Annotated in this window: 18 protein-coding genes and 1 pseudogene; 10 read left to right on the plus strand and 9 right to left on the minus strand. The window is 38.8% G+C overall.

All coding sequences use genetic code 11. The annotated features are described in order from the left end of the window. Nucleotide 1 precedes the first annotated feature (1 nt). Both gntK and M3182_RS02680 read right to left on the minus strand, forming a co-directional pair. Nucleotides 2-1543, minus strand: coding sequence for a gluconokinase (gene gntK / locus M3182_RS02675; RefSeq protein WP_251435473.1), 1542 nt, complete (start codon nucleotides 1541-1543; stop codon nucleotides 2-4). Continuing rightward, nucleotides 1536-2267: a GntR family transcriptional regulator gene (locus M3182_RS02680; RefSeq protein ID WP_251435470.1), complete on the minus strand. Its 732-nt coding sequence runs from the start codon at nucleotides 2265-2267 to the stop codon at nucleotides 1536-1538. The genes gntK and M3182_RS02680 overlap by 8 nt, the downstream gene beginning before the upstream one ends. A 229-nt stretch (nucleotides 2268-2496) precedes the next feature. On the opposite strand from M3182_RS02680, the gene hprK reads away from it, so the two are divergent. Further along, nucleotides 2497-3420, plus strand: coding sequence for an HPr(Ser) kinase/phosphatase (hprK, locus tag M3182_RS02685; RefSeq protein WP_251435467.1), 924 nt, complete (start codon nucleotides 2497-2499; stop codon nucleotides 3418-3420). 165 nt (nucleotides 3421-3585) lie between these two features. Here the strand turns inward: hprK and M3182_RS02690 are convergent, their stop codons facing one another. Next, nucleotides 3586-4986, minus strand: a complete 1401-nt coding sequence (locus M3182_RS02690; RefSeq protein WP_251435464.1) for a purine-cytosine permease family protein — start codon at nucleotides 4984-4986, stop codon at nucleotides 3586-3588. A 654-nt stretch (nucleotides 4987-5640) separates the two neighbouring features. Beyond that, a complete protein-coding gene (locus tag M3182_RS02695) occupies nucleotides 5641-6426 on the minus strand; it encodes a YheC/YheD family protein (protein ID WP_251556134.1) in 786 nt (261 codons plus the stop codon). 495 nt (nucleotides 6427-6921) lie between these two features. On the opposite strand from M3182_RS02695, the gene M3182_RS02700 reads away from it, so the two are divergent. The 5 genes and pseudogenes from M3182_RS02700 to M3182_RS02720 all read left to right on the plus strand — a co-directional run. Beyond that, nucleotides 6922-7485: a YheC/YheD family protein gene (locus M3182_RS02700; protein ID WP_251556136.1), complete on the plus strand. Its 564-nt coding sequence runs from the start codon at nucleotides 6922-6924 to the stop codon at nucleotides 7483-7485. Between the two features lie 29 nt (nucleotides 7486-7514). Continuing rightward, nucleotides 7515-7697, plus strand: a complete 183-nt coding sequence (locus M3182_RS02705) for a YheC/YheD family protein (protein WP_349775416.1) — start codon at nucleotides 7515-7517, stop codon at nucleotides 7695-7697. Nucleotides 7698-7701: 4 nt separating this feature from the next. Then, a complete protein-coding gene (locus tag M3182_RS02710) occupies nucleotides 7702-8496 on the plus strand; it encodes a YheC/YheD family protein (RefSeq protein WP_251435450.1) in 795 nt (264 codons plus the stop codon). Nucleotides 8497-8671: 175 nt separating this feature from the next. Next, nucleotides 8672-9805, plus strand: a complete 1134-nt coding sequence (locus tag M3182_RS02715) for a YheC/YheD family endospore coat-associated protein (RefSeq protein WP_251556140.1) — start codon at nucleotides 8672-8674, stop codon at nucleotides 9803-9805. Nucleotides 9806-9864: 59 nt separating this feature from the next. After that, a pseudogene (locus M3182_RS02720) lies at nucleotides 9865-11064 on the plus strand (KamA family radical SAM protein); the annotation flags it as partial. A gap of 192 nt (nucleotides 11065-11256) precedes the next feature. On the opposite strand, the gene M3182_RS02725 reads toward M3182_RS02720, so the two are convergent. From M3182_RS02725 to M3182_RS02735, 3 genes are all read right to left on the minus strand, one after another. After that, complete coding sequence (locus M3182_RS02725) at nucleotides 11257-12168, minus strand: sigma factor regulator N-terminal domain-containing protein (RefSeq protein WP_251435441.1); 912 nt, start codon at nucleotides 12166-12168, stop codon at nucleotides 11257-11259. Further along, complete coding sequence (locus M3182_RS02730; protein ID WP_251556146.1) at nucleotides 12153-12659, minus strand: RNA polymerase sigma factor; 507 nt, start codon at nucleotides 12657-12659, stop codon at nucleotides 12153-12155. The genes M3182_RS02725 and M3182_RS02730 overlap by 16 nt, the downstream gene beginning before the upstream one ends. Before the next feature lie 307 nt (nucleotides 12660-12966). Beyond that, nucleotides 12967-13836, minus strand: coding sequence for a DUF1002 domain-containing protein (locus M3182_RS02735; RefSeq protein ID WP_251556148.1), 870 nt, complete (start codon nucleotides 13834-13836; stop codon nucleotides 12967-12969). Nucleotides 13837-14003: 167 nt separating this feature from the next. On the opposite strand from M3182_RS02735, the gene M3182_RS02740 reads away from it, so the two are divergent. Both M3182_RS02740 and M3182_RS02745 read left to right on the plus strand, forming a co-directional pair. Next, nucleotides 14004-14261: a hypothetical protein gene (locus M3182_RS02740; protein ID WP_251435435.1), complete on the plus strand. Its 258-nt coding sequence runs from the start codon at nucleotides 14004-14006 to the stop codon at nucleotides 14259-14261. Between the two features lie 242 nt (nucleotides 14262-14503). Beyond that, complete coding sequence (locus tag M3182_RS02745) at nucleotides 14504-15895, plus strand: MFS transporter (RefSeq protein ID WP_251556150.1); 1392 nt, start codon at nucleotides 14504-14506, stop codon at nucleotides 15893-15895. Between the two features lie 86 nt (nucleotides 15896-15981). On the opposite strand, the gene M3182_RS02750 is transcribed toward M3182_RS02745, so the two are convergent. After that, on the minus strand, nucleotides 15982-16752 hold the full coding sequence (locus M3182_RS02750) for an SDR family NAD(P)-dependent oxidoreductase (RefSeq protein ID WP_251556152.1): 771 nt from the start codon (nucleotides 16750-16752) through the stop codon (nucleotides 15982-15984). Nucleotides 16753-16999: 247 nt separating this feature from the next. Beyond that, nucleotides 17000-17569 carry a phosphatase PAP2 family protein gene (locus M3182_RS02755; RefSeq protein WP_251435422.1) on the minus strand — a complete coding sequence of 190 codons (570 nt, stop codon included), beginning with the start codon at nucleotides 17567-17569 and terminating at the stop codon, nucleotides 17000-17002. A gap of 258 nt (nucleotides 17570-17827) precedes the next feature. Here M3182_RS02755 and M3182_RS02760 point away from each other — a divergent pair, with 258 nt between their 5' ends. Both M3182_RS02760 and M3182_RS02765 read left to right on the plus strand, forming a co-directional pair. Beyond that, on the plus strand, nucleotides 17828-18697 hold the full coding sequence (locus tag M3182_RS02760) for a DMT family transporter (protein WP_251556158.1): 870 nt from the start codon (nucleotides 17828-17830) through the stop codon (nucleotides 18695-18697). A 236-nt stretch (nucleotides 18698-18933) separates the two neighbouring features. Further along, nucleotides 18934-19353, plus strand: a complete 420-nt coding sequence (locus M3182_RS02765) for a hotdog family protein (protein WP_251556159.1) — start codon at nucleotides 18934-18936, stop codon at nucleotides 19351-19353. The last annotated feature ends 5 nt before the right edge of the window (nucleotides 19354-19358 follow it).

A 19358-nucleotide genomic window follows, 5' to 3' on the forward strand; every position in this document is an offset into this window, starting at 1 on the left:
CCTAGTTGTTTTTAATTAAACTTCTTTGATAGTTTGCAATCTTTGTGTAATCGTCTTCTAATACTCGCGACAAGCTGATAAAAATTGGGAGTAATTTTTTATATTCAGCTGTTGCTTCTTCCTTCGGTTTATGGTTGAAAGTACTGCCGACCATATCCGAAACCACCTCAAATGACTCAATTTTCCCGGTGGCATATAAACCTAAAATGCATGCTCCCAAGCATGAACTTTCATAGCTTTCTGGCACAACAACTTCCGAATCAAAGATGTCTGCCATCATTTGCCGCCATAGTTCAGACCGCGCAAACCCTCCTGTTGCTTGAATGCGGGTGACCGGACCATCCATGCATTCTGTTAACGCTAAAAATACGGTATATAAATTGTAGATAACGCCTTCTAGTGCAGCGCGAATCATATGTTCTTTTTTATGCGATAACGTTAAGCCAAAGAAAGAGCCACGTACATCTGGGTTCCATAATGGCGCTCGTTCACCGGCAAGGTAGGGGTGGAATAGCAGCCCATCGGCACCAGGGCGAACACGTTCCGCAATTTTTGTTAACACATCGTAAGGGTCGATTCCTAGTCGTTTCGCTGTTTCGACTTCTGCTGAGGCAAATTCATCGCGAATCCAGCGAAGGACCATGCCGCCATTGTTGACCGGGCCACCAATTACCCAATGATTTTCCGTTAACGCATAACAGAAGATTCTACCTTTCTCATCGGTTTGGGGCTTGTCGATAATGGTACGAATCGCACCGCTTGTCCCAATCGTAACAGCCACTTCACCTTTTTTAATCGCATTTACTCCAAGGTTGGAAAGGACACCATCACTAGCTCCAATCACAAAAGGTGTTTGAGGATCAATTCCCACTTGGTTGGCTAATTGCGGATTGCAGTTGCGAAATACTTTTGTGGTCGGTACAAGTTCAGATAATTGTTCCGGTGTGATCCCTGCAATGATTAACGCTTCTTCGTCCCAGTCTAAATTCTGGAGATTCATCATTCCCATGCATGACGCGAGCGAATAATCGACAACATATTGGTCAAAGAACTTTTTGAAAATGTATTCTTTGATGCCAATGTATTTTTTCGTTTTCGCCGCTATTTCGGGACGGTCATGAACAATCCAAGCAATTTTGCTAAGCGGGGACATTGGGTGAATCGGTGTTCCGGTTCGTTTATACACTTCATGGCCGTTTAACTCTACTTTTATTTTATGCGCCCACGCTTCGCTGCGATTGTCAGCCCATGTGATCACAGGTGTAAGCGGTTGGTCGTTTTCATCCATTGCAATCACACTGTGCATCGCACTGCTAAACGAAACAAACATGATGTTTTTATCTGGATGTTGTTTCGTGATATTGGAAATAGCTTGGAGCACCGCTTGGAAAATCTCTTCTGGGTCTTGTTCTGCTGATGAGATATCTGGTGTGTAGAGCGGGTAACCAATGTTTTCCGTTTGAATGTTTTTTCCTTGTTCATTAAATAACACCGCTTTTGTACTGGTGGTACCGATGTCAATTCCTAACATATAGCTAGTCATCTTGTTGCTCAACTCCTGTCGATAGCATTTGTTGGGACCTCCATAAGTCATCCACTTTGCCTTGAACATCATCAAAGTTTTGGTGTAATGACTGAATCATGAGGTTTCGGTCTTTTGCTTTGATTGCATCAATATATAATTCATGGTTTTTAACAATCCGTGTAAGGTCTTCGTAGTTTTCTTTAAAGCGGACACGCATCGATAAAAGTATGAAGCCTTCCATTACGGGTTTTAGATTATTCCAGATCATTTCAATATAAGAATGATCAATACTGCGAATGATGGTTTCGTGGAACAAGACGTCTTGATAAGCAAATTCATCGGCATCTTGATATTTGATGGCCACTTTCATCATTTCTAGAATTTTGCTGAGTTCCATTGCCAATTCGGTTGTGTCCATGCGAACGAGTCGTTCAAATACGAACGTTTCTATCATCAAACGGACATCGTAAATTTCTTGAATCTCTTTTTCGGAAATCCCAATCACAACTGCGCCCATTCGTTCGAGGCGAATGATATTTTCAGATGATAAGGTTTTCAATGCTTCCCGAACGGGAGAGCGACTGCATTCAAAGTCCGCTGCTAACTTGTTTTCCGAAAGGATGGTACCGTTTTCAATCAACCCTGAAATAATGCGCATTCTCAGCTCGTAGGCGACACGGTCTCCTGCGGATGCTTTCGAAAGCCATTTTTGCGGATATAAAAAATCTTTCGATTCGGTCATAAAAATTCACCTTTAAATTCGATATTCAAGTATACGTGTATACTTGTATACAAGTTATTATAATTGAAATAGTCAAAATTGCAACCGCTTTATTTATTTTTTCTAAATAAATTTATGAAACTATGATTGTGTTGCAGAGGTAGTTATAATCTTTTTGATTTGGTGGAACTTTCCGATTTTTCTTGTATAATTTATAAATAGAATAGGAAAGAAAACAAATGGAGGGAAAATGAAACAATTAACGATCGAACAGTTAGCTCGTAAATTTACTTTAAAAGTATTGGTGGGGGAGACACAATTACAAAAAGAAATTAAACAACCACGAGTGCATCGGCCAGGCTTGGAATTTGTAGGGCATTTTGATTTTTTTCCGACCGAACGAGTCCAAATTCTCGGCAGAAAAGAAATGACGTTTTTACAAAAGCTCAGCACAGAAGAACGGAAAATCCGGTTAGGGAATATTGTCCAATATCGGCCCCCGTGTTTCATTGTTACGGCGGGAGGGGAAGTATGGGATGATTTAATTCAGCATTGTATTGAGCAAAACATTCCCCTTCTCACGACGAGAGAACCGGTTGTGACAACGGATTTCATCGTAAGACTGGATGCTTTTATGGTCAAAGAATTGGCACCGGAGATGACCGTGCATGGGGTATGTGTCAATGTATTCGGGATTGGGATTTTGCTTCGTGGTGATTCGGGAGTTGGTAAAAGTGAAACCGCTCACACGTTAATTGGTCGGGGACATCGTTTGGTGGCAGATGATCTTGTTGTGTTAAAAAAGCTTAGTGCACAAACGCTTTTAGGGACGCATGATGAAAAAACAAAAGAATTCCTAGCTTTAAGAAGCATTGGGTTGTTAAATGTGGTTCGCTCATATGGACAAAAAGCTTTTCAAAATGAAACCCGAATTGCGCTAGAAATCAATTTAACAAAATGGGAAAAAGATGCACTTTACAATGACTTAGAGCAAGAACCAACTTACACCAATTATATGGGAATTAAAATTCCTTCGATGGAAATCCAACTTCAACCTGGTCGCGATGTAGCCGGCTTAATCGAAGCGGCTGCGAACAACTGGTATCTTCGACAACAAGGGTATAGTGCGGCGGAGGATTTTCTTAGTAGGATTGAACCTGAATTTTCTCAATAGAACAGGACATAGTGCTTGCTCCCGAATCTATAAAGTATAAGGGGGAGGCACTTTTTTGTTCGCGATGGAAGATTACGAGGTTTTGGAGAGGTCTGAGATTTCTATCCCCTTTCTATCCATTAAATCAAAAAAAATCCTCTAGGTACGTAGAGGATTTTTTTTGATTTAAGCGATATATTCTTCTCTGGCAATATCCTTGGCTTCTTGTTTAGTATAATATTTTCCTTTTGTGATGATGGCCAAGACAACCGTTAGAATACTCGCCAGGATCGCTGCAAAGAATGCGGCAGTGCTTTGGAGGAAGGTTCCCATAAACCCTAAAGCAGCGATGGTTCCGAGAATACTGGAAATGAGCAACGCTCCAACTCCGACTGGATTCCATTTATGCAGATTCTCTTGTCTAGCCTCATAATAGCCTGGGCCAATCTTTAAGAGTTTCTTAACGAATATAGCATCACTTACTAAAACAGCTGCCCAAGATAATAAGAAAACGCCTTGGAAGGTAAGTACGGCTTCAAGGTGATTGACAATGTCTCCAAGCATTAAAATGATGGCAGATACCCCTGTTACGACAACCCATACGCGTCGGCCAGGTTTAAAGTTGAAAACATTTTCAAAGAAGTTCGAAAGCGATAATGAACCACTATAAATATTGGTCACATTGATGCGAACTTGAGTGATCATCGTAAATAAAGCTCCCCAAATTCCAAGAAGCGTTACAATGTATACGCCAGGGTTTGGCTCACCAAGGCGAACACCAAACCAAATGCCTAATCCACCCATCACTCCAAAACAAAAGATTTGCGGGATAAATCCAATGGCGAAACTTCCAATTTTGATATCTTTTGGTTTAAGAAAACGAGCATAATCCGATGCAAGCAGGGGTGTTAAACCCATAATTCCGTGCTGCATCCCGATACAAAGCAAAAGAGCGGTCCCTCCAACTTGAACGTTTTCTGGCATATACGTCCAAAAACTCCCATCATATAGTGACGGTTTGAAAGCGGCGACAACAATTGCGGCAATTAAAAAAATGCCAAACAGAGGCAAGGACCACTTTTGCAATTTATCTAATTGCTTGATTCCAAACCAATTTAATGGAATGACAATTGTCCCGAAGAATAAAATTAAAGCCCATTCAGGGATAACGGGGAAGAATTCATGGACTGCAGCGACTAAAATCAATCCTTCTAGTGCGCAGTACATAATAAAATTCGTAGCGTAAATTACGGAGGTTAATGATGCTCCAATATAGCCAAATCCGCCGCCTCTTGATAATAAGTTCACGTTCATTCCTGATTTTGCAGATAAGTAGGCTATAAATGTTCCGAGAATCCCAGCAACGATAATGGCATACACAGCCGAGATAATCGCATTGATGGCACCAAATTGTAGGGCCATCACACTGCCCATTTGGAAATAAAAAATCGCGGTTGCAATTCCAAATGTAATGTTGGTAATACTTAACCAACCCATATTTCTTTTGGCAAGAGGAACACGATCCAATGAGTAATCATCGCTCAACTCTTCGTTGAGATTGTTACCTTTAGAGGTATCAGATCTCAATACTATCACTCCTTTTGTAAGTTTTTTCACAAGTACTAGCTTTGCAAACAAGTTGACATAATGAATTTGTAGTCAACTATTTAAGGGTAACAATAAAAACCGGGTGTATTCAAACACGGAAAATGGATGGATTCTGTCATATAACACTTTAAGAGCACATTTATTCGTTAAATACTGTGTTTATCTTTGAAATGCTCCATTTCCGAATATATATTGAGGTTAAAAGGGTAATATCCGTATTTGGGGATTGAACGGAAAGTTTTAATCTGATTTTGGGAGAAATGATAAAGAAAAGCTTAACATGTTATTTGAAAAAGGCGATTAGTAATCTTCCATTGGACTCTTAACAAGATCAATGGAGTTTGTGCAGCCAATGTATTCCTAAATGTAACTCAATTAAATCGCTCTTGTTAACTTGAACACTTGTTCAAAAATGAACAACCAATTTGGGAATTGCTTTGTTACAATGAAACATACAAGAAGTGAGAGCTTTTATGTAAAATAGACCATAATGAGCGGTGTCTTTATTGAAAACTAATAGAATGTTTTCAAAAAGAAACCATTAAACACAATGGTTCCTTTTTGAAAATATTAAGGGAAAGATAAAAACATAAGAATCTAATTTTTTATAGTTCAATCGTTGAGGGGTCGACCCTATTTTTGGTTTTCATTTTGTTCTTTTAATAATCTCCTGCTAGTTCTGCGAATTTGACGCTCTTTCCTTCTTAGTCTTCTATAGAGTAGCGGGTCTCCTAATTTACGAAACATGCTATGATCGGGGGTAGTATTCGCCTCGATAAACCATACTTTACCGTTTTTATCGACAGCCATATCCAATCCTACAATACAAAATGAAAATTGAGAATCAAGGACCTGACAGATCTTAATACTGACTTCATTTAAGTCGGTCTGCGCTTTTTTATAATCAAAGTTATTTTTATTCGTTCCTAATGCCTGTTCTGCCGTGATAATGACACCACCTCTGGCATTGTTGGTCACAACCATTTTAGGAGGTGAAATCTTTGCAGCCCAAGCGGATCTTCTCCATGTACCATTGATTTTATGCATAACAATTCGAAAATCAAAGGGACGTTCTAGGACGGTCGCAAGTTCGATCCCTTGTTGGATAAGATACTTTTTTGATGAATTCATTTTTTCTCTCAAAGCTATTAATGCTTGGTCGAGTGTCTCAAAAACTTCAGCCTTATCTTGATAGTGGATTTCATACTGTGAGTCTCCTAGCTTCTTTAAACGCATGACCCCAATCCCTATTCTTCCTACATTCGGCTTAATAAATAGGCTGGAGTATTGACGTATCATCTCTTTTGCTTTTTCTTCAGAATACCAATCTGTCATAGGTACATACTCTTTAAGTTCTGGATGATGGAGAAGGGGTAAGGTTTTTTTCATTTTGTCATTAAACGGTTGATGAATATCCATTGTTAACTCCTTTCAGTAAACAGAAGATTTTAAATAGCGGTTGAATTCCATTGATGACCCCGCTATTAGGTGTATAAACTCCATTGGCTAACCCACATTAATCCTGTTCGTCCAAATCTACTGCTTCTCCTTAATTGTCAACATTGTTATTTATTGTACATGCGTAGTGGCTATTTCTCTTATAGTTGTTTTCCTAGCATGCTGGTTGAGGAAGAGACTCATCCTTTGGCTTTTTCAAATATCTTTTACTCTCTTTATTGTATTGCCTATCTAAATAATGATGTAGTTCATTAGCCAAATTAGATTACCTAATTTATAGAAAAGTAAATTTTATATTTCATAAATTAGGGACTTTTCGGGTGAAAGTCCACACCCTCTTTCTATGGGGTGTAGTTCTAAGTTCCCGTATATAAGGATTTTCTTCCTGTAATTAGTCTTGTGGACTGTATCATTTTAATAGTAGAAGCATAGACTCTAATGTTGGGAGGTTAGGGAGTGAAAGCGCATAAAATTATTAAAAGCAAAATAAAAAAAACATTCCCCTTAAAACAGGATTCATTCCTTTCTCATCATGTACCAGAACTCCATTGGTTTTCTACAAAGAGTCTTAAGCGAATGGTGGAATCCTATCCCCAGATCTACGTTAAACCGAATCGAGGGAGAAAAGGTATAGGGATTAGCCGGGTAAAACAGCTCAGTGAATCTGAATATGAACTGTCCTATGGAAATACCAATAAACGAGTCTCTTACCCTGAACTGGTAAAGGAATTAAATAGACGTTTTGTTCCGGGGAAATCTTATCTTGTTCAACAGGGAATAGACTTAGCTACTGTAAACGGGTGCCCTTTTCATATTCGAGTGGTGATGCAGAAACCAATGGATATCTGGAGGCTTACGGTTACGTCTGCTATCGTGGCAAAGCGGAAGGATGCTGTAGTCACAAATGTAGCTAGGGGGAATACTGAATTTCCAATGGTGCAAGTCTTGAAAAATTGTGATCAAAAATTAAATCCAATGAATATGATTCGTGAAATAGTTGATCTATCTCATCAAATGTAAATGTTTTGGGGGCGCGCTTTCCTTTTTTGGTGGTTGGTTTAGACTTGGGAATCGATAAACAAGGGAAGGTATGGTTTATCGAGGCAAATACCAAACCAGGCTGTAAGGGCATCGATAAAGTGAACAATAAAGAATCGTATCAAAAATATCTTGAAGCCAAGAAATGGATTCGTGGGAACAAAAGGCGTAGTAAAAATGGTAAAAGCAGGTGATTGAATGCCGATTAAAAGACATCAAGTTAAAAGTAAATTAACAGTTGGTTATGTTCTCCAGAGTCATCCGGAAACCATGAAATACTTTCCTGCTACTGAACTTCTTACAAAAAAAAATTTCACGGATATGATCAGAAAGTATAAAAAGGTATATCTTAAGCCGGACCGAGGCAGGAAATCTCGGGGGATCATTCGTGTTGAACAGGAGGGGCCAAGTGCCTATCTTCTTCGCAGCATTATTAAAGGGAAACAACATAAATTTGATCATTTCAACAAATTATGGTCCGAGGTCAAGGAGTTGACTGCTGGTAGGCGGTACGTCGTTCAGCAAGAAATAAAAAGTGTAACGAATGACGGTCGCAATTTTGACTTAAGATGCCATGCCCTTCGAATTAATGGAGAGTGGGTCATTGGCGGGATCTGTGCGAGGGTAGGTGAACTTGGGAATTTTGTTACAACCTCTCACATTGGAGGAACACCAACGCCTTTAGAGACATTATTTACTGATTTGCTTGGTTACGATAACGAAGAGCAATCAGAAGTATTAGAAAGACTGAATGATTGTATTTTACAAGCTGTAAAAGTTGTTAGTCCTATTTATCCAAAAAACTTGGAATTTGCAGTTGATATCGGGTTGGACAAGGAAAAGCAGGTTTGGATTTATGAAGTGAATAATCAACCGCTCATTCGTGGTAATTTCAAACTCCTGCCGGATAAGACTCTTTACCATAGAATTCGAAGTCTACGGGATGAGGCCAGGAAAAGTAATGAGTCCAATCTATCAAATAATACAGATTAGGTAAACACCTTTATAAATTAGGCTGTGTTAAAGAACAATGTTGATTTTAACCAGGTATCAAGGCTTATCAGAGCCAAAATTTAAAAAGTAAACAGATGTTATCAAGAAAGGTTCCTGTGGGGTTCTTACATCAGTATCCTACCTTATCTATGAGTAAAGGGAGGGCCAGAAACGAATGATGCCTTTAAATCGTCCGATAGTAGGTGTATTTATTGATCATTCAGTCATCTTAAGATTGAATAAGCAGAAAACGAACTTCAGAAGTTACCAAAGAATTCTTGAAATGGCTAAAGCGAGTGTCGAAGCAGAGGTTACTCTATATTACTTCTCCATTAAAAACTTTGATTTTAAGCAAAATCTTATTTTGGGAACGAGTTTTGATGTTGAGACAAATCAATGGAAGCAAGAATATTTCCCATTACCTGATATTCTCTATAATCGACGTGCTGGTGGGGGAGCGTCTAAGTTTATCGTTGAACATATTGAGGATATTCTCGATCAACACAAAGTTATTAAGATTAACACCCACTCTTATTTTAATAAATGGGAGGTTTACCAAGAACTAAGTCAAATGGCTGAGGTGAGCCAATATCTCCCTTATTCAGTCATGTATCAAGACGAAAGTGATTTGAAGGATTTTTTGAAACTGAGAAATGAAGCCTATTTAAAAGGAGTACGTGGAGGACGGGGAAGATGGATTTACCGTGTTCGCAAGAAGCCAGAAGGGAAGTTCGAATATAGCTATTTTGTTAATAAAATGGTTAGGGAGCAAGTAGATAGTTGGGAAGAATTAATCAATAAAATTCGGAAATTTTACAAAAGTAGGAATTTTATCATCCAGAAAACGATCAATTTAATTCAATTCAATGGGAGTAAGGTTGATTTTCGCGCGGAGTTACAACGAAATGGGGAAGGCGAGCTTACGATTGTTGGGGTATGTGCAAGAATTGGGAAAAGCAACTCACCGATTACGATTCATTCATCAGCTTATCCGATTGAGGAGTTTTTTAAAGAGTTCTTATATTTTTCCGATGAGGATGTAACGAAATTAATGGAAAGGGTTCATCAATTTCTATATAGCATTTATGAGTCGTTAGAAAAGGTTTATGGCAAGTTTGGAGAAATAGGAATCGATTTTGGGATCGATGAAGAAGGGGAGATTTGGTTTATTGAGCCGAATTCTAAATCCGCAAAGGTCTCCCTAATGAAGGCTTATGATCAAGAAACATTTCATCAAGCTTTCTTAAATCCGTTATTATACTCCAAATATTTATATAGAAAAAAAAGGACTTCGGATGATCAAGAATAGGGGAAATGAGCATTCTGTCAAGGTTCGCCTGAAGAGGATCCAATTTCTTCTGGGAGGTTTTAATCAATATGTCAAACCCTAAATATATAACAAATATAAGTAAAATACAGAATTTGAGTGAAGAGGAAAAGAAAGTACTGGAAGATGTCACGAAAAAGTTTGTTTTTCGGATAAATGAATATTATTTAAATCTGATCGACTGGTCAGATCCAAAAGACCCACTACGCAAGCTAGTGATTCCATCTTCAGAGGAACTATTAGAATACGGTAGATGGGATGCATCAGACGAGGATACAAATTATGTCGTGAAAGGGTGCCAGCATAAATACTCGACAACCGCTCTTCTATTGGTTTCTGAAGTTTGTGGGGCATACTGTCGATACTGTTTTCGAAAACGATTGTTTCGCTCAGATGTAAAAGAGGCAATGTCGGATATCACCGAGGGGCTTGAATATATTAGAAACACTCCTGAAATTAATAATGTTCTTCTGACCGGAGGAGATCCACTGATTCTTGGCACCCCTAAATTACGCTGGGTCCTTGAACAATTACGAGATATTGACCATGTGCAGATTATTAGGATTGGCTCCAAAATGCCTGTTTTTAATCCTATGCGAATTTATGAAGACGAAGAACTATTAGCTCTATTAAAAGAGCATTCTACTGTGAACAAGAGAATCTATGTAATGGCTCATATTAATCATCCAAGGGAAATTACTCCTCAGTCACGTAAAGCGATTGAAGCACTTCATGAAGCGGGTGTAATCGTAGTCAATCAGACTCCTGTTCTGAAGGGGATTAACGATGATCCGGCTGTTTTAGGTGAACTGTTAGATAAACTATCCTGGGCTGGAGTTACACCTTATTATTTCTTTATTAATCGGCCTGTTGCAGGAAACGCTTCATTTGTTTTACCGCTAGAACAAGTATACCGTATCGTTGAGGTTGCGAAGGGGAAATCGTCAGGCCTTGGGAAACGGGTTAAATTAGTGATGAGTCATACATCTGGTAAAATTGAAATCCTCGCAATCGAGAATGGAAAGGCCTATCTTAAATATCACCAATCACGTGATAATGAATATGGAAAGTTCATGATTCTAGACTGTCCACCTACGGCAGCATGGTTTGATGACCTACCAAATAACGAGCAATATTGGAAAAAACCTGTCAAAAAGGCGAATGATGTGGTCTCTGTAAATGAGCTGCCTCCTATTCCTCAGAAAAAACGTCCTTCTACTAATGTAAATGATGAACTCTAGTTATACCAGAACGCAATTATACCTTTTTTACAATAAATGAGACTATCAGAAAAACCCTCTACAGTCATTTGTAGAGGGTTAAAATTTGAATTTGGGAAAAACGTTGAACCAAGAATGTGTGATTGTTCGCGGGACATTTGAGCTATGAAACCTTGGGACTAATGTATTGTTTAAGAGTCTTTGGGTACTAGGCTATTTTTCTGGTTGAATATACGGTACGATTTCCGCAGTAACGCCCACAGAGGCACCGCGAATAAAGTCTTGGTTTTCTAAGGTTTTAAAGTTTTCCGTTTGGCCGGTAAGCATAACTCCGAGGATTTTCACTTCATCAAAAGGATTATTTTTATTACTCTTTAAAAATTGTTGAATGGTGTCGTTATGCCCTTTGGGGTCATAGGTATCTAGGTCTTTCATAAATGTGTCATAAGCTTCTTTCGGTGAATCACCTGGATGGAAACCATAAACATTCGTACCCGAAGGTCCCTTACTTTCATCGACAATTGGCGAAGTCATATACAACCAGGCGATGTTTAAATCATCAGGGATCTTTGTTTCAATTTCTTGATAGGTATATGGCTGATCGAAAGAAATCGCCACTTCGGCAAGGTAATTTTTCATTTGCGAAATTTCGGTTAGTTCATTTTGAACACCATCATGATATTCTTGAATGCTTGGATGATAAAAAGTCGCCACTTTGTTTTTCGTTTGTTTATCATACTCATAAAACTCGTTATCTGACCAATAAAATCCTGGGGTTAACTCATTGTAATCAATATTGATGCCAAACCAATCATAGGAACTTGTAAGTGTACTCCATTGTACTAAATAGCCATGAATATTTTTCGAACGATTTGTCACAATGTTGCCACCAAATGTTGAGGAGTTACTCGTTACGCGCGAGTCAATTTGGATATTGGGTTGGGCGACTTGATGATACAAATACAATACTTCGTGAAGTCTATTTGAGCTTTTGGCAGCAAAATAATTCCCAGTTTTATAGAGAATTGGTAACAGAATGAGGACGACGATGATGCTAATGAGAACGATTTTTAGGAATTGTTTTCGTTTTGCTTTTTTTAAAGCTTTATTTAACGAACTGTCCATGACCGCTTTCCTCCAATCTTGGCGTGAATAGTTTTCCGCGCACGGTACAATTTTTGCTTTACACTGTTTTCTTTTAAATCTAAAATCACCGCAATTTCTTCATAGGAAAAATCATAATAATACTTTAAATAGTAGATTTCTTTGTATTCTGGGTTGATGTCTTTTAATAAATAAAAAATCTCATCTCGATTTAAAATGGCCTCAAACTCGCAATCGGTTTGTTGCAGCTTGGCGTATATTGCATCGCTTAAGCGAATGTTTTGCTGTTCTTTTTTTCGTTTATAATCGATGTATTCATTGAGAGCCACTCGAAAAAACCACGGTCGGATATTGCTTGCAGTTAAATCATCCAACAACGTATACACTTTGTAAAACGTATTTTGAATGATATCTTCCGCATCTTCTTTACTCGCTCCTTTCGCACGTAATAGACGGAACACTTCCTCTCCCAATTGGATCAGATAGGAGGCAAGTGTATTTTCTTTTTTCATCGTCTGTCCTCCCCCTATACTTATACAACGATTAAGGAAATCTGAATGTCTACACTGGAGGTTGATCTTTTTAAAGAAGTTTTGATACGGTGATGGTTTATTTTGGCAGTATGTATACTGTAACAATTATGGGGAGATTGGACAACCTGGTTCTTTGAAAATTGGAATGGAGTGAAGGTTTCAAGTGTATTTCTAGTACTGGTCAACAGTTGAATGGGGATTTTGCGGGTGTGATTTTACAATAATCCAGTGTTCGCTAAAGAACATAAACAAAAACCTCTCTTAAATCAGGGAGGTTTTCGTCGTTTTAACTAAATAGACTTTTTAGAGCTTCAAATAAACTAATGAAGAATTGCTTCATTCTTTCTAATAGGTTCTGGCCTTCTTCAGACTCGAGGTATTTGCTGATTTTGTCTTTTGCTTGATTGATCTGGTCGCCGACTTGATTCCAATCAATATCCAATTTTTTTAGTTTATTAAACACATCCATTAATATCTGGATTTGTTCATCTGTTAAGGTAAGACCGAGATCCTCGGCTGCTTGTAAAATAATTTCGCGCAATTCAGCATCAGTTTGTGGCGGTTTTTTTGCGATGCTTTCTTTGATTTTCGTAAATAAAGCAGAAGCATTTTCGGCGCCGATTTGATCGCCAAGCTTCGCAGTTTGAATCATTTCTTCGTTCGCGGCTTCTTTGACTTCTTCGGGAATGACTTCCCCACTTGAAACTTCATACGCCTTCATTAAGCCCGTTAAAGCGGCAGTACCTGAGACCGTAAACGGAGCGGTGACTTCAATGTTTGCATCTTTTACGCCAGCGGTAATTAATGCATTTAAATACATTTCATCCGTCACCCAGTTGATATTGTTGGTGCTAACATCCAGGCCACTTTCGGCTTCTGTGTATGTGATCGAGGAAGAAGAAATCGCTTTTGTTCCAATTGTGGCTCGGGGCAATAGGTTACCGAGATAGTTGACTTCTTCTTCATTTGAGACGGTGATGATTTGAGTGTTTTCAGTGGATCCTAACTCGGATAAAATCTGTTCTTTTTGCTCTTCGGTTAAGTTCTCCCCTAAAGTGATAATTTGGTCGCCTACAGAAACGTCTGCAAACGCAGGGGACGAAAAAGCGAGCAATAGGAAAAGCAGTATAAAAAGCTTCATAATATTTTTTTTCATGAATATTCCTCCTGTTTCACATGAGATTAAGGAAATATCCTTTATTGTACACTTATTTCACTCTTTTTACGAAATTCAAGCATTTGTTCTTGTGATTTTCCTTCGATGGATGCAGGAATTTTGGCCCCGTTTAGCGAATAAATAAGAGTAAAAGGGAGGAAATAAGCATGGGATACATGGAGAATGAACTTATTGAATTGGAGAAAGGAACCATCTATACAACGAATGATATTGCGAAGATTATTAGCAAAAACAAAAATGCACTTGTTTTAAGTGAAGATACTTCGTCCTTTCAAGAAGGTGATCGGTCATCTCGCTATTTAGTAAAAAACAAAATTGAAACGTATATCCATCAAAACGATGGAGGAAAGTACGCAATCCCAAGCTCAAAACAATTAATTTACATCGTGAAAAAATGTAGTTAATACAGAAACCTTTTGCTAAAAACAAATTCTAAATTTATATCGAATACATTGAGGACAAGCTCATTTCTCATGGAGAAGAGCTTGTTTTTTTATCAGTAAGAGGGGTTAGCTCTGTCATTCAGGAACTTGTATGCGAATTGCTCGTATACAAATGACCGTAAGATATGGTAGGATTATATTGTCTGAAAATTAAAAATATAAATAGGTTTCTATATTAAATACTGAAAGGAGGGTGGAGGTATATGTCTTCAATTTCCATCTCCTCTCTCGAGAATGATAAAAAGGTCCCTTTCCAAGAGAATAAAGTGGTGTTGATTTGGAGTTTAACTACTTTACTAGTGGTCATGAATACGACGATGTTTAATGTAGCGTTGCCCGTCGTTTTGGAGGAGTTTCAGTTAAAATCATCCACCGCATCTTGGCTTGTTTCTGGTTATTCAATTATGTTTGCGTTGTCGACGTTAACGTTTGGCAGACTTTCCGATTTTATCCCCATCTCAAGGCTTTTAATGATTGGAATTTGTTTGTTAGGAGCAGCTTCGATTATCGGTTTCTTTTCAGGTCATTTTCTTCTATTATTAGGGGCGCGCATTGTTCAAGCTGCAGGGGCCGGAGCTGTTTCGGGACTTGGAATGATTCCGGCGGGGCGCTATATCCCGGTATCACGAAGGGGCAAAGCAATGGCTATTCTTGCATCGGCAGCTTCGTTGGGATTTGGGTTGGGTCCTGTGCTTGGGGGCGTAATTACTCAATTTTTTGGATGGAACTATCTTTTTGCGATCACTGGACTGACGTTCCTTACCATTCCTTTCTTTCAAAGATTGCTGCCGAAAGAACCGTTGAAAAAGGGGCAGTTCGATGTTTTTGGTGCGCTCTTAACAGGGCTTAGTGTCACAGGTTTGTTGCTGTTTTTATCGACGTTTTCCTATGGGGTTTTGGCGGTCACAGTGTTGCTGTTTGTGGTTTGGTGGAGGTATTTACATTGGAAAGAAGAGCCATTTGTTCCGCCGGTTCTACTAAGAAATAAGCAATTTTCGAAACTGCTTTTTATCAATTGCACTGCGTTTTTTCTCAACTTCTCCAATTTGTTTTTAATGCCGATTATGCTGGCAACAGTATTTGGAAAAGCACCGGTTGGAGTAGGGCTTGTCATTTTTCCAGGAGCGGTTTTCGCCGTGATTGCTGGTCAGTGGATTGGAAGAATGATTGACCGCTTTGGTAATAAACCGGTGATCCTGTTAGGGCAATTATTATTCGTTTGTGCGATGGTTCAATTTGCGTTCTTATCTACGGTTAGTCCTTATTTGATTCTAACCACTTATATGTTCGCGAGTGTAGGGTTTACGGCAATCTCAACGAGCATGACAAATGAGGTAACGAGAATTTTGCCCATTTCGCAGATTGGATCAGCGATCGGTATTCTCCAATTAATGCAGTTTTTCGGGGCTGGTCTCGGAGTGACAGTTTCAGGTTTGTTGTTGACGGTTCAAGAAGGTTTAGCAGCAGAAATCGTGTATCGAAATATTTATCTTTGTTATACGTTTGTGGTTATTTTGGCTGGGAGTATGTATGGTTTTTATGTTCGAAAAGAAAGGGGAAAGCAGGGAGAACAGGATGTTACGGTTGAACTTTAAAAACGGAGGCTCTCATTCACATGGATGAGAGCCTCTTTGATTTTTCGATAAAGTTAGACAAAAACCGGTGTATCCTTGTGACTTTATTATAACGCTCGCATTCCGCCGTCAACTGGATAAATGGCGCCGGTGATGAAGCTGGCTTTATCGGATGCGAGGAAGTAGACTAGGTTTACAATATCGCTATTTTCGGCATATCGGCCAAGTGGGATCGCGGCTGCGAAGTTTTGTTGTGCTGCTTCGGCGTTTTCTGGGCTAAAGCCGCTTTCTAAAGAACGCATCATCCGGTTGTTCACCGGAGATGGGCAAACGGCATTGACACGAATTCCATCTGCTGCTCCTTCTAATGCGGCGGTTTTGGTTAATCCGATAACCGCATGTTTAGAGGTAATATAGGCAGAAACTCCAGGTGTTCCACCTAATCCCGCGACGGAAGCCGTATTGATAATCGATCCTCCTTTCTTTGCTTTCATAATAGGCATCACATATTTTAAGCCATAAAAGGCGCCTTTCACATTGACATCTAGAACTTGTTCAAAAACTTCGGAAGGATATTCTGATATAGGAAGGACTTTTCCTTCGATTCCTGCGTTATTGAAAAATACATCGATGCTTCCAAAAGCAGCGGTTGCTTTTTCGACATAACTTCTTACTTGGTCTTCTTTTGAAACATCTGCTGCGACTGTTAAATATGTTCCTTCTTTAAGGTCAAGCTCTGTAACCACTTGATCCAAAGCTTCTTGATTTAAATCGACTAAAACCACTTTCGCTCCATTCTCAGCAAATGTTTTAACTGCTTCCTGTCCAATTCCACCAGCTGCACCTGTAATAACAACCACTTTATTTTGAAAACTCATCAATAAAACCTCCTATGTATTTCAATTTCTATGTTCATTTTATCCCATAAATTGGTTGTGAGAATGGAATATTGTGACAACTAGCAAAACCTTTTTTGAACAATTTTCAAACAGAAAGTAGGAGTGATTCATTTTTAAATTTAAATGAAAGAATTGATTGTTAACTGGTGGGAGAGTTAGACTGCATGAAGAAACAAAAAGCTTGGATTTACTATCCAAGCTTTCCTAACCAATCAAGATTATCAAGTTACGTGGCTTCAGCTGATTGAAGTCTTCTTTCTTGTAGCCATTGGTAATACCAGACGACGGTAAATAACCAAAAACCACTTGCTGCATAGGCACCAATGACATCGGTTGGATAGTGGACTCCTAGATAAATCCGACTAAGCCCAATAATGAGGATCATCAAACTATTGAATGTAAGTAACAATCCGCGGCCTGTACGGGTTTTAAGATGTCGCCAAAGAAGAAACGTTAATATCCCATATAAGGAAAAAGCGGCCATGGAATGTCCACTCGGAAAGCTAAAACCTTCTTCAAACACGAGCCGGTTTATGTCAGGTCTGGTGCGTTGGAAGATGTATTTAAGCAATACATTGAGTAGTGTGGAGCCGATCATCGTTCCAATTAGTAGAAAAAGCTCCCTACGATGATGTAAAACTCTATATAAGAAAATAGCAGCTCCTAAAGTAAGGACAATAACTGGAACGGTACCACCAATGAAGCTAAAGAATTTCATAATCGTGGTGAGAGTGTCATTTTCAAAACTTTGCACAAACGTCATAATATGAAAGTCAAACTGAATTAGTTTTTCCAACTCAACCCAATAAGCAATCAGGCTAAAGATGCTAACAAAAACAACTAGTAAAATCAGCATTCGTGTTCGGATAACGGATCACTCCTACAATTCTTTCTTGTGGTAGTTTTTCCGATTTTGGTTTGAAAGATGAGTAATGGGAGGGGAAAGGTGCAAGAAAAAGGATGATGAGATGAAATTAGAAAGGTTTACGAAACCAATTCGTTCGGATACACTTTGAAAGTTAGCATGTTTTAGAAAAATTGGATGGTGTTATGGATGGCAAAGGCATATACTTGGCTAACTTTTTGTGTTGTGGTGTGGGGGAGTAATTTCGTATTTGGAAAAATACTAGTTTTATCTTTTTCTCCAGCTTTATTAACAATGTTACGGCTTTTATTTATTGTTCTTTTTTTATTGGGGTTAAACCTTCTTAAAAAACAATTGGAACCTTTAAAGAAATCTGAGTTCCAATCAATATTTGTTCTAGGCGTAATAGGTGTGTTTATCAACCAATGGTCCTTTTTTGAAGGGTTGCAAACAGCTGACCCGACAACATCTGCTTTAATTTTAGCAACGACTCCGATTTTAACAGGTATTTTAGCAGCGGTTTTTTTAAAAGAAAAATTCACGCTCCGTATGTTACTAGGTTCGATGGTCGCAATTGTGGGGATATACTTTGTTGTCACAAAAGGGACTTTCACCTCGATACAAGTGGACAAAGGGCTGTTATGGATTGTTGTAACGATGATTACGTTTGCGATTATGATTATTATTACGAGGTCACTTTCTACTAGAATTGATCCTTTTACGATTACTTTCTATTCAAATCTGGTCGGGCTGATGGTAGCGATTCCGTTTGCGTTTATACTAGATTCACCCTTTCAAGTAGGAACTGAATGGCCTGAATGGGCTTTATTGATTGGAACAGCCGTTATCGTCCATGGAATGGCGAATCTCATTTGGAATTATTATATTCGTTATGTCGACGCCTCAAAGGCTTCGATTTTATCCAATTTAGAACCTTTCGTAGCGATGATTGTCGGTTTGATTGTGTTATCCAAACCGATTACGAATATGGAGATAATTGGATCGCTTTTTATCGTAGGGGGAGTTGTATTTTCCTCCTATCAGCGAAAGACCTTGTAAATAGAGATATTTCACTGATAAGCATAAAAACCACTAGTTTGGTCAACGACACAACACCAAGCTTAGTGGTTTTTTCTTAGGTTGCAGATAAATCGACAAATACCGGGACGTCCCTGTGACTTTTTCGACAATCCCTTGCTGATGCTTGGTGGGGATTGTTTTCGTTGGGGGTTTTCTGTATAGTGATTAATGTAGTTAATATTCAAAATTTTATAATTACAGGGGATTGAAAAACGATGAGTCTTACGATTGAACAGATGTTTATTGGGCAGATTGCGCGTTCTAAGCGGGTGTTTACGGAAGAGGATGTGAGGCTTTGTTCGGAATTGACTTTGGATTTTAGTCCGATTTATCAGGAAAATGGTTTTGGGAGCGTCTATTCAAAGCCGATTATTCCTGGGCTTTTAACTGAGGGTTTGGTTCATCATACGATTAGCCGTAAGCTTCCAGGGAGTCCATGTATACTGCTGCAGAAGGAATTGGTGTTTTATCATCCTCTTCATATTGGGGATGAGGTTATTGCGGAACTTGAAGTGATTGATATTAATGAATCTCGAAACTGGGTGACGTTAAAAGTGACGTGCTACAACCAGTCTGGAACGGAAGTTGTAAAAGGGCAGGCTGTAATTTTGATGTTAGCAGATCATGGTTCTTAGGTGAG

This window comes from Mesobacillus maritimus (assembly GCF_023715205.1).
GTDB classification, from domain to species: Bacteria; Bacillota; Bacilli; order Bacillales; family Cytobacillaceae; genus Mesobacillus_B; species Mesobacillus_B maritimus_C.

Coding starts and splice junctions, on each gene's coding strand:
- gntK (WP_251435473.1), bottom strand. CDS start 1,543: ATGACTAGCTATATGTTAGGAATTGACATCGGTACCACCAGTACAAAA.
- M3182_RS02680 (WP_251435470.1), bottom strand. CDS start 2,267: ATGACCGAATCGAAAGATTTTTTATATCCGCAAAAATGGCTTTCGAAA.
- hprK (WP_251435467.1), top strand. CDS start 2,497: ATGAAACAATTAACGATCGAACAGTTAGCTCGTAAATTTACTTTAAAA.
- M3182_RS02695 (WP_251556134.1), bottom strand. CDS start 6,426: ATGGATATTCATCAACCGTTTAATGACAAAATGAAAAAAACCTTACCC.
- M3182_RS02710 (WP_251435450.1), top strand. CDS start 7,702: ATGCCGATTAAAAGACATCAAGTTAAAAGTAAATTAACAGTTGGTTAT.
- M3182_RS02715 (WP_251556140.1), top strand. CDS start 8,672: ATGATGCCTTTAAATCGTCCGATAGTAGGTGTATTTATTGATCATTCA.
- M3182_RS02725 (WP_251435441.1), bottom strand. CDS start 12,168: ATGGACAGTTCGTTAAATAAAGCTTTAAAAAAAGCAAAACGAAAACAA.
- M3182_RS02730 (WP_251556146.1), bottom strand. CDS start 12,659: ATGAAAAAAGAAAATACACTTGCCTCCTATCTGATCCAATTGGGAGAG.
- M3182_RS02735 (WP_251556148.1), bottom strand. CDS start 13,836: ATGAAAAAAAATATTATGAAGCTTTTTATACTGCTTTTCCTATTGCTC.
- M3182_RS02740 (WP_251435435.1), top strand. CDS start 14,004: ATGGGATACATGGAGAATGAACTTATTGAATTGGAGAAAGGAACCATC.
- M3182_RS02745 (WP_251556150.1), top strand. CDS start 14,504: ATGTCTTCAATTTCCATCTCCTCTCTCGAGAATGATAAAAAGGTCCCT.
- M3182_RS02750 (WP_251556152.1), bottom strand. CDS start 16,752: ATGAGTTTTCAAAATAAAGTGGTTGTTATTACAGGTGCAGCTGGTGGA.
- M3182_RS02760 (WP_251556158.1), top strand. CDS start 17,828: ATGGCAAAGGCATATACTTGGCTAACTTTTTGTGTTGTGGTGTGGGGG.
- M3182_RS02765 (WP_251556159.1), top strand. CDS start 18,934: ATGAGTCTTACGATTGAACAGATGTTTATTGGGCAGATTGCGCGTTCT.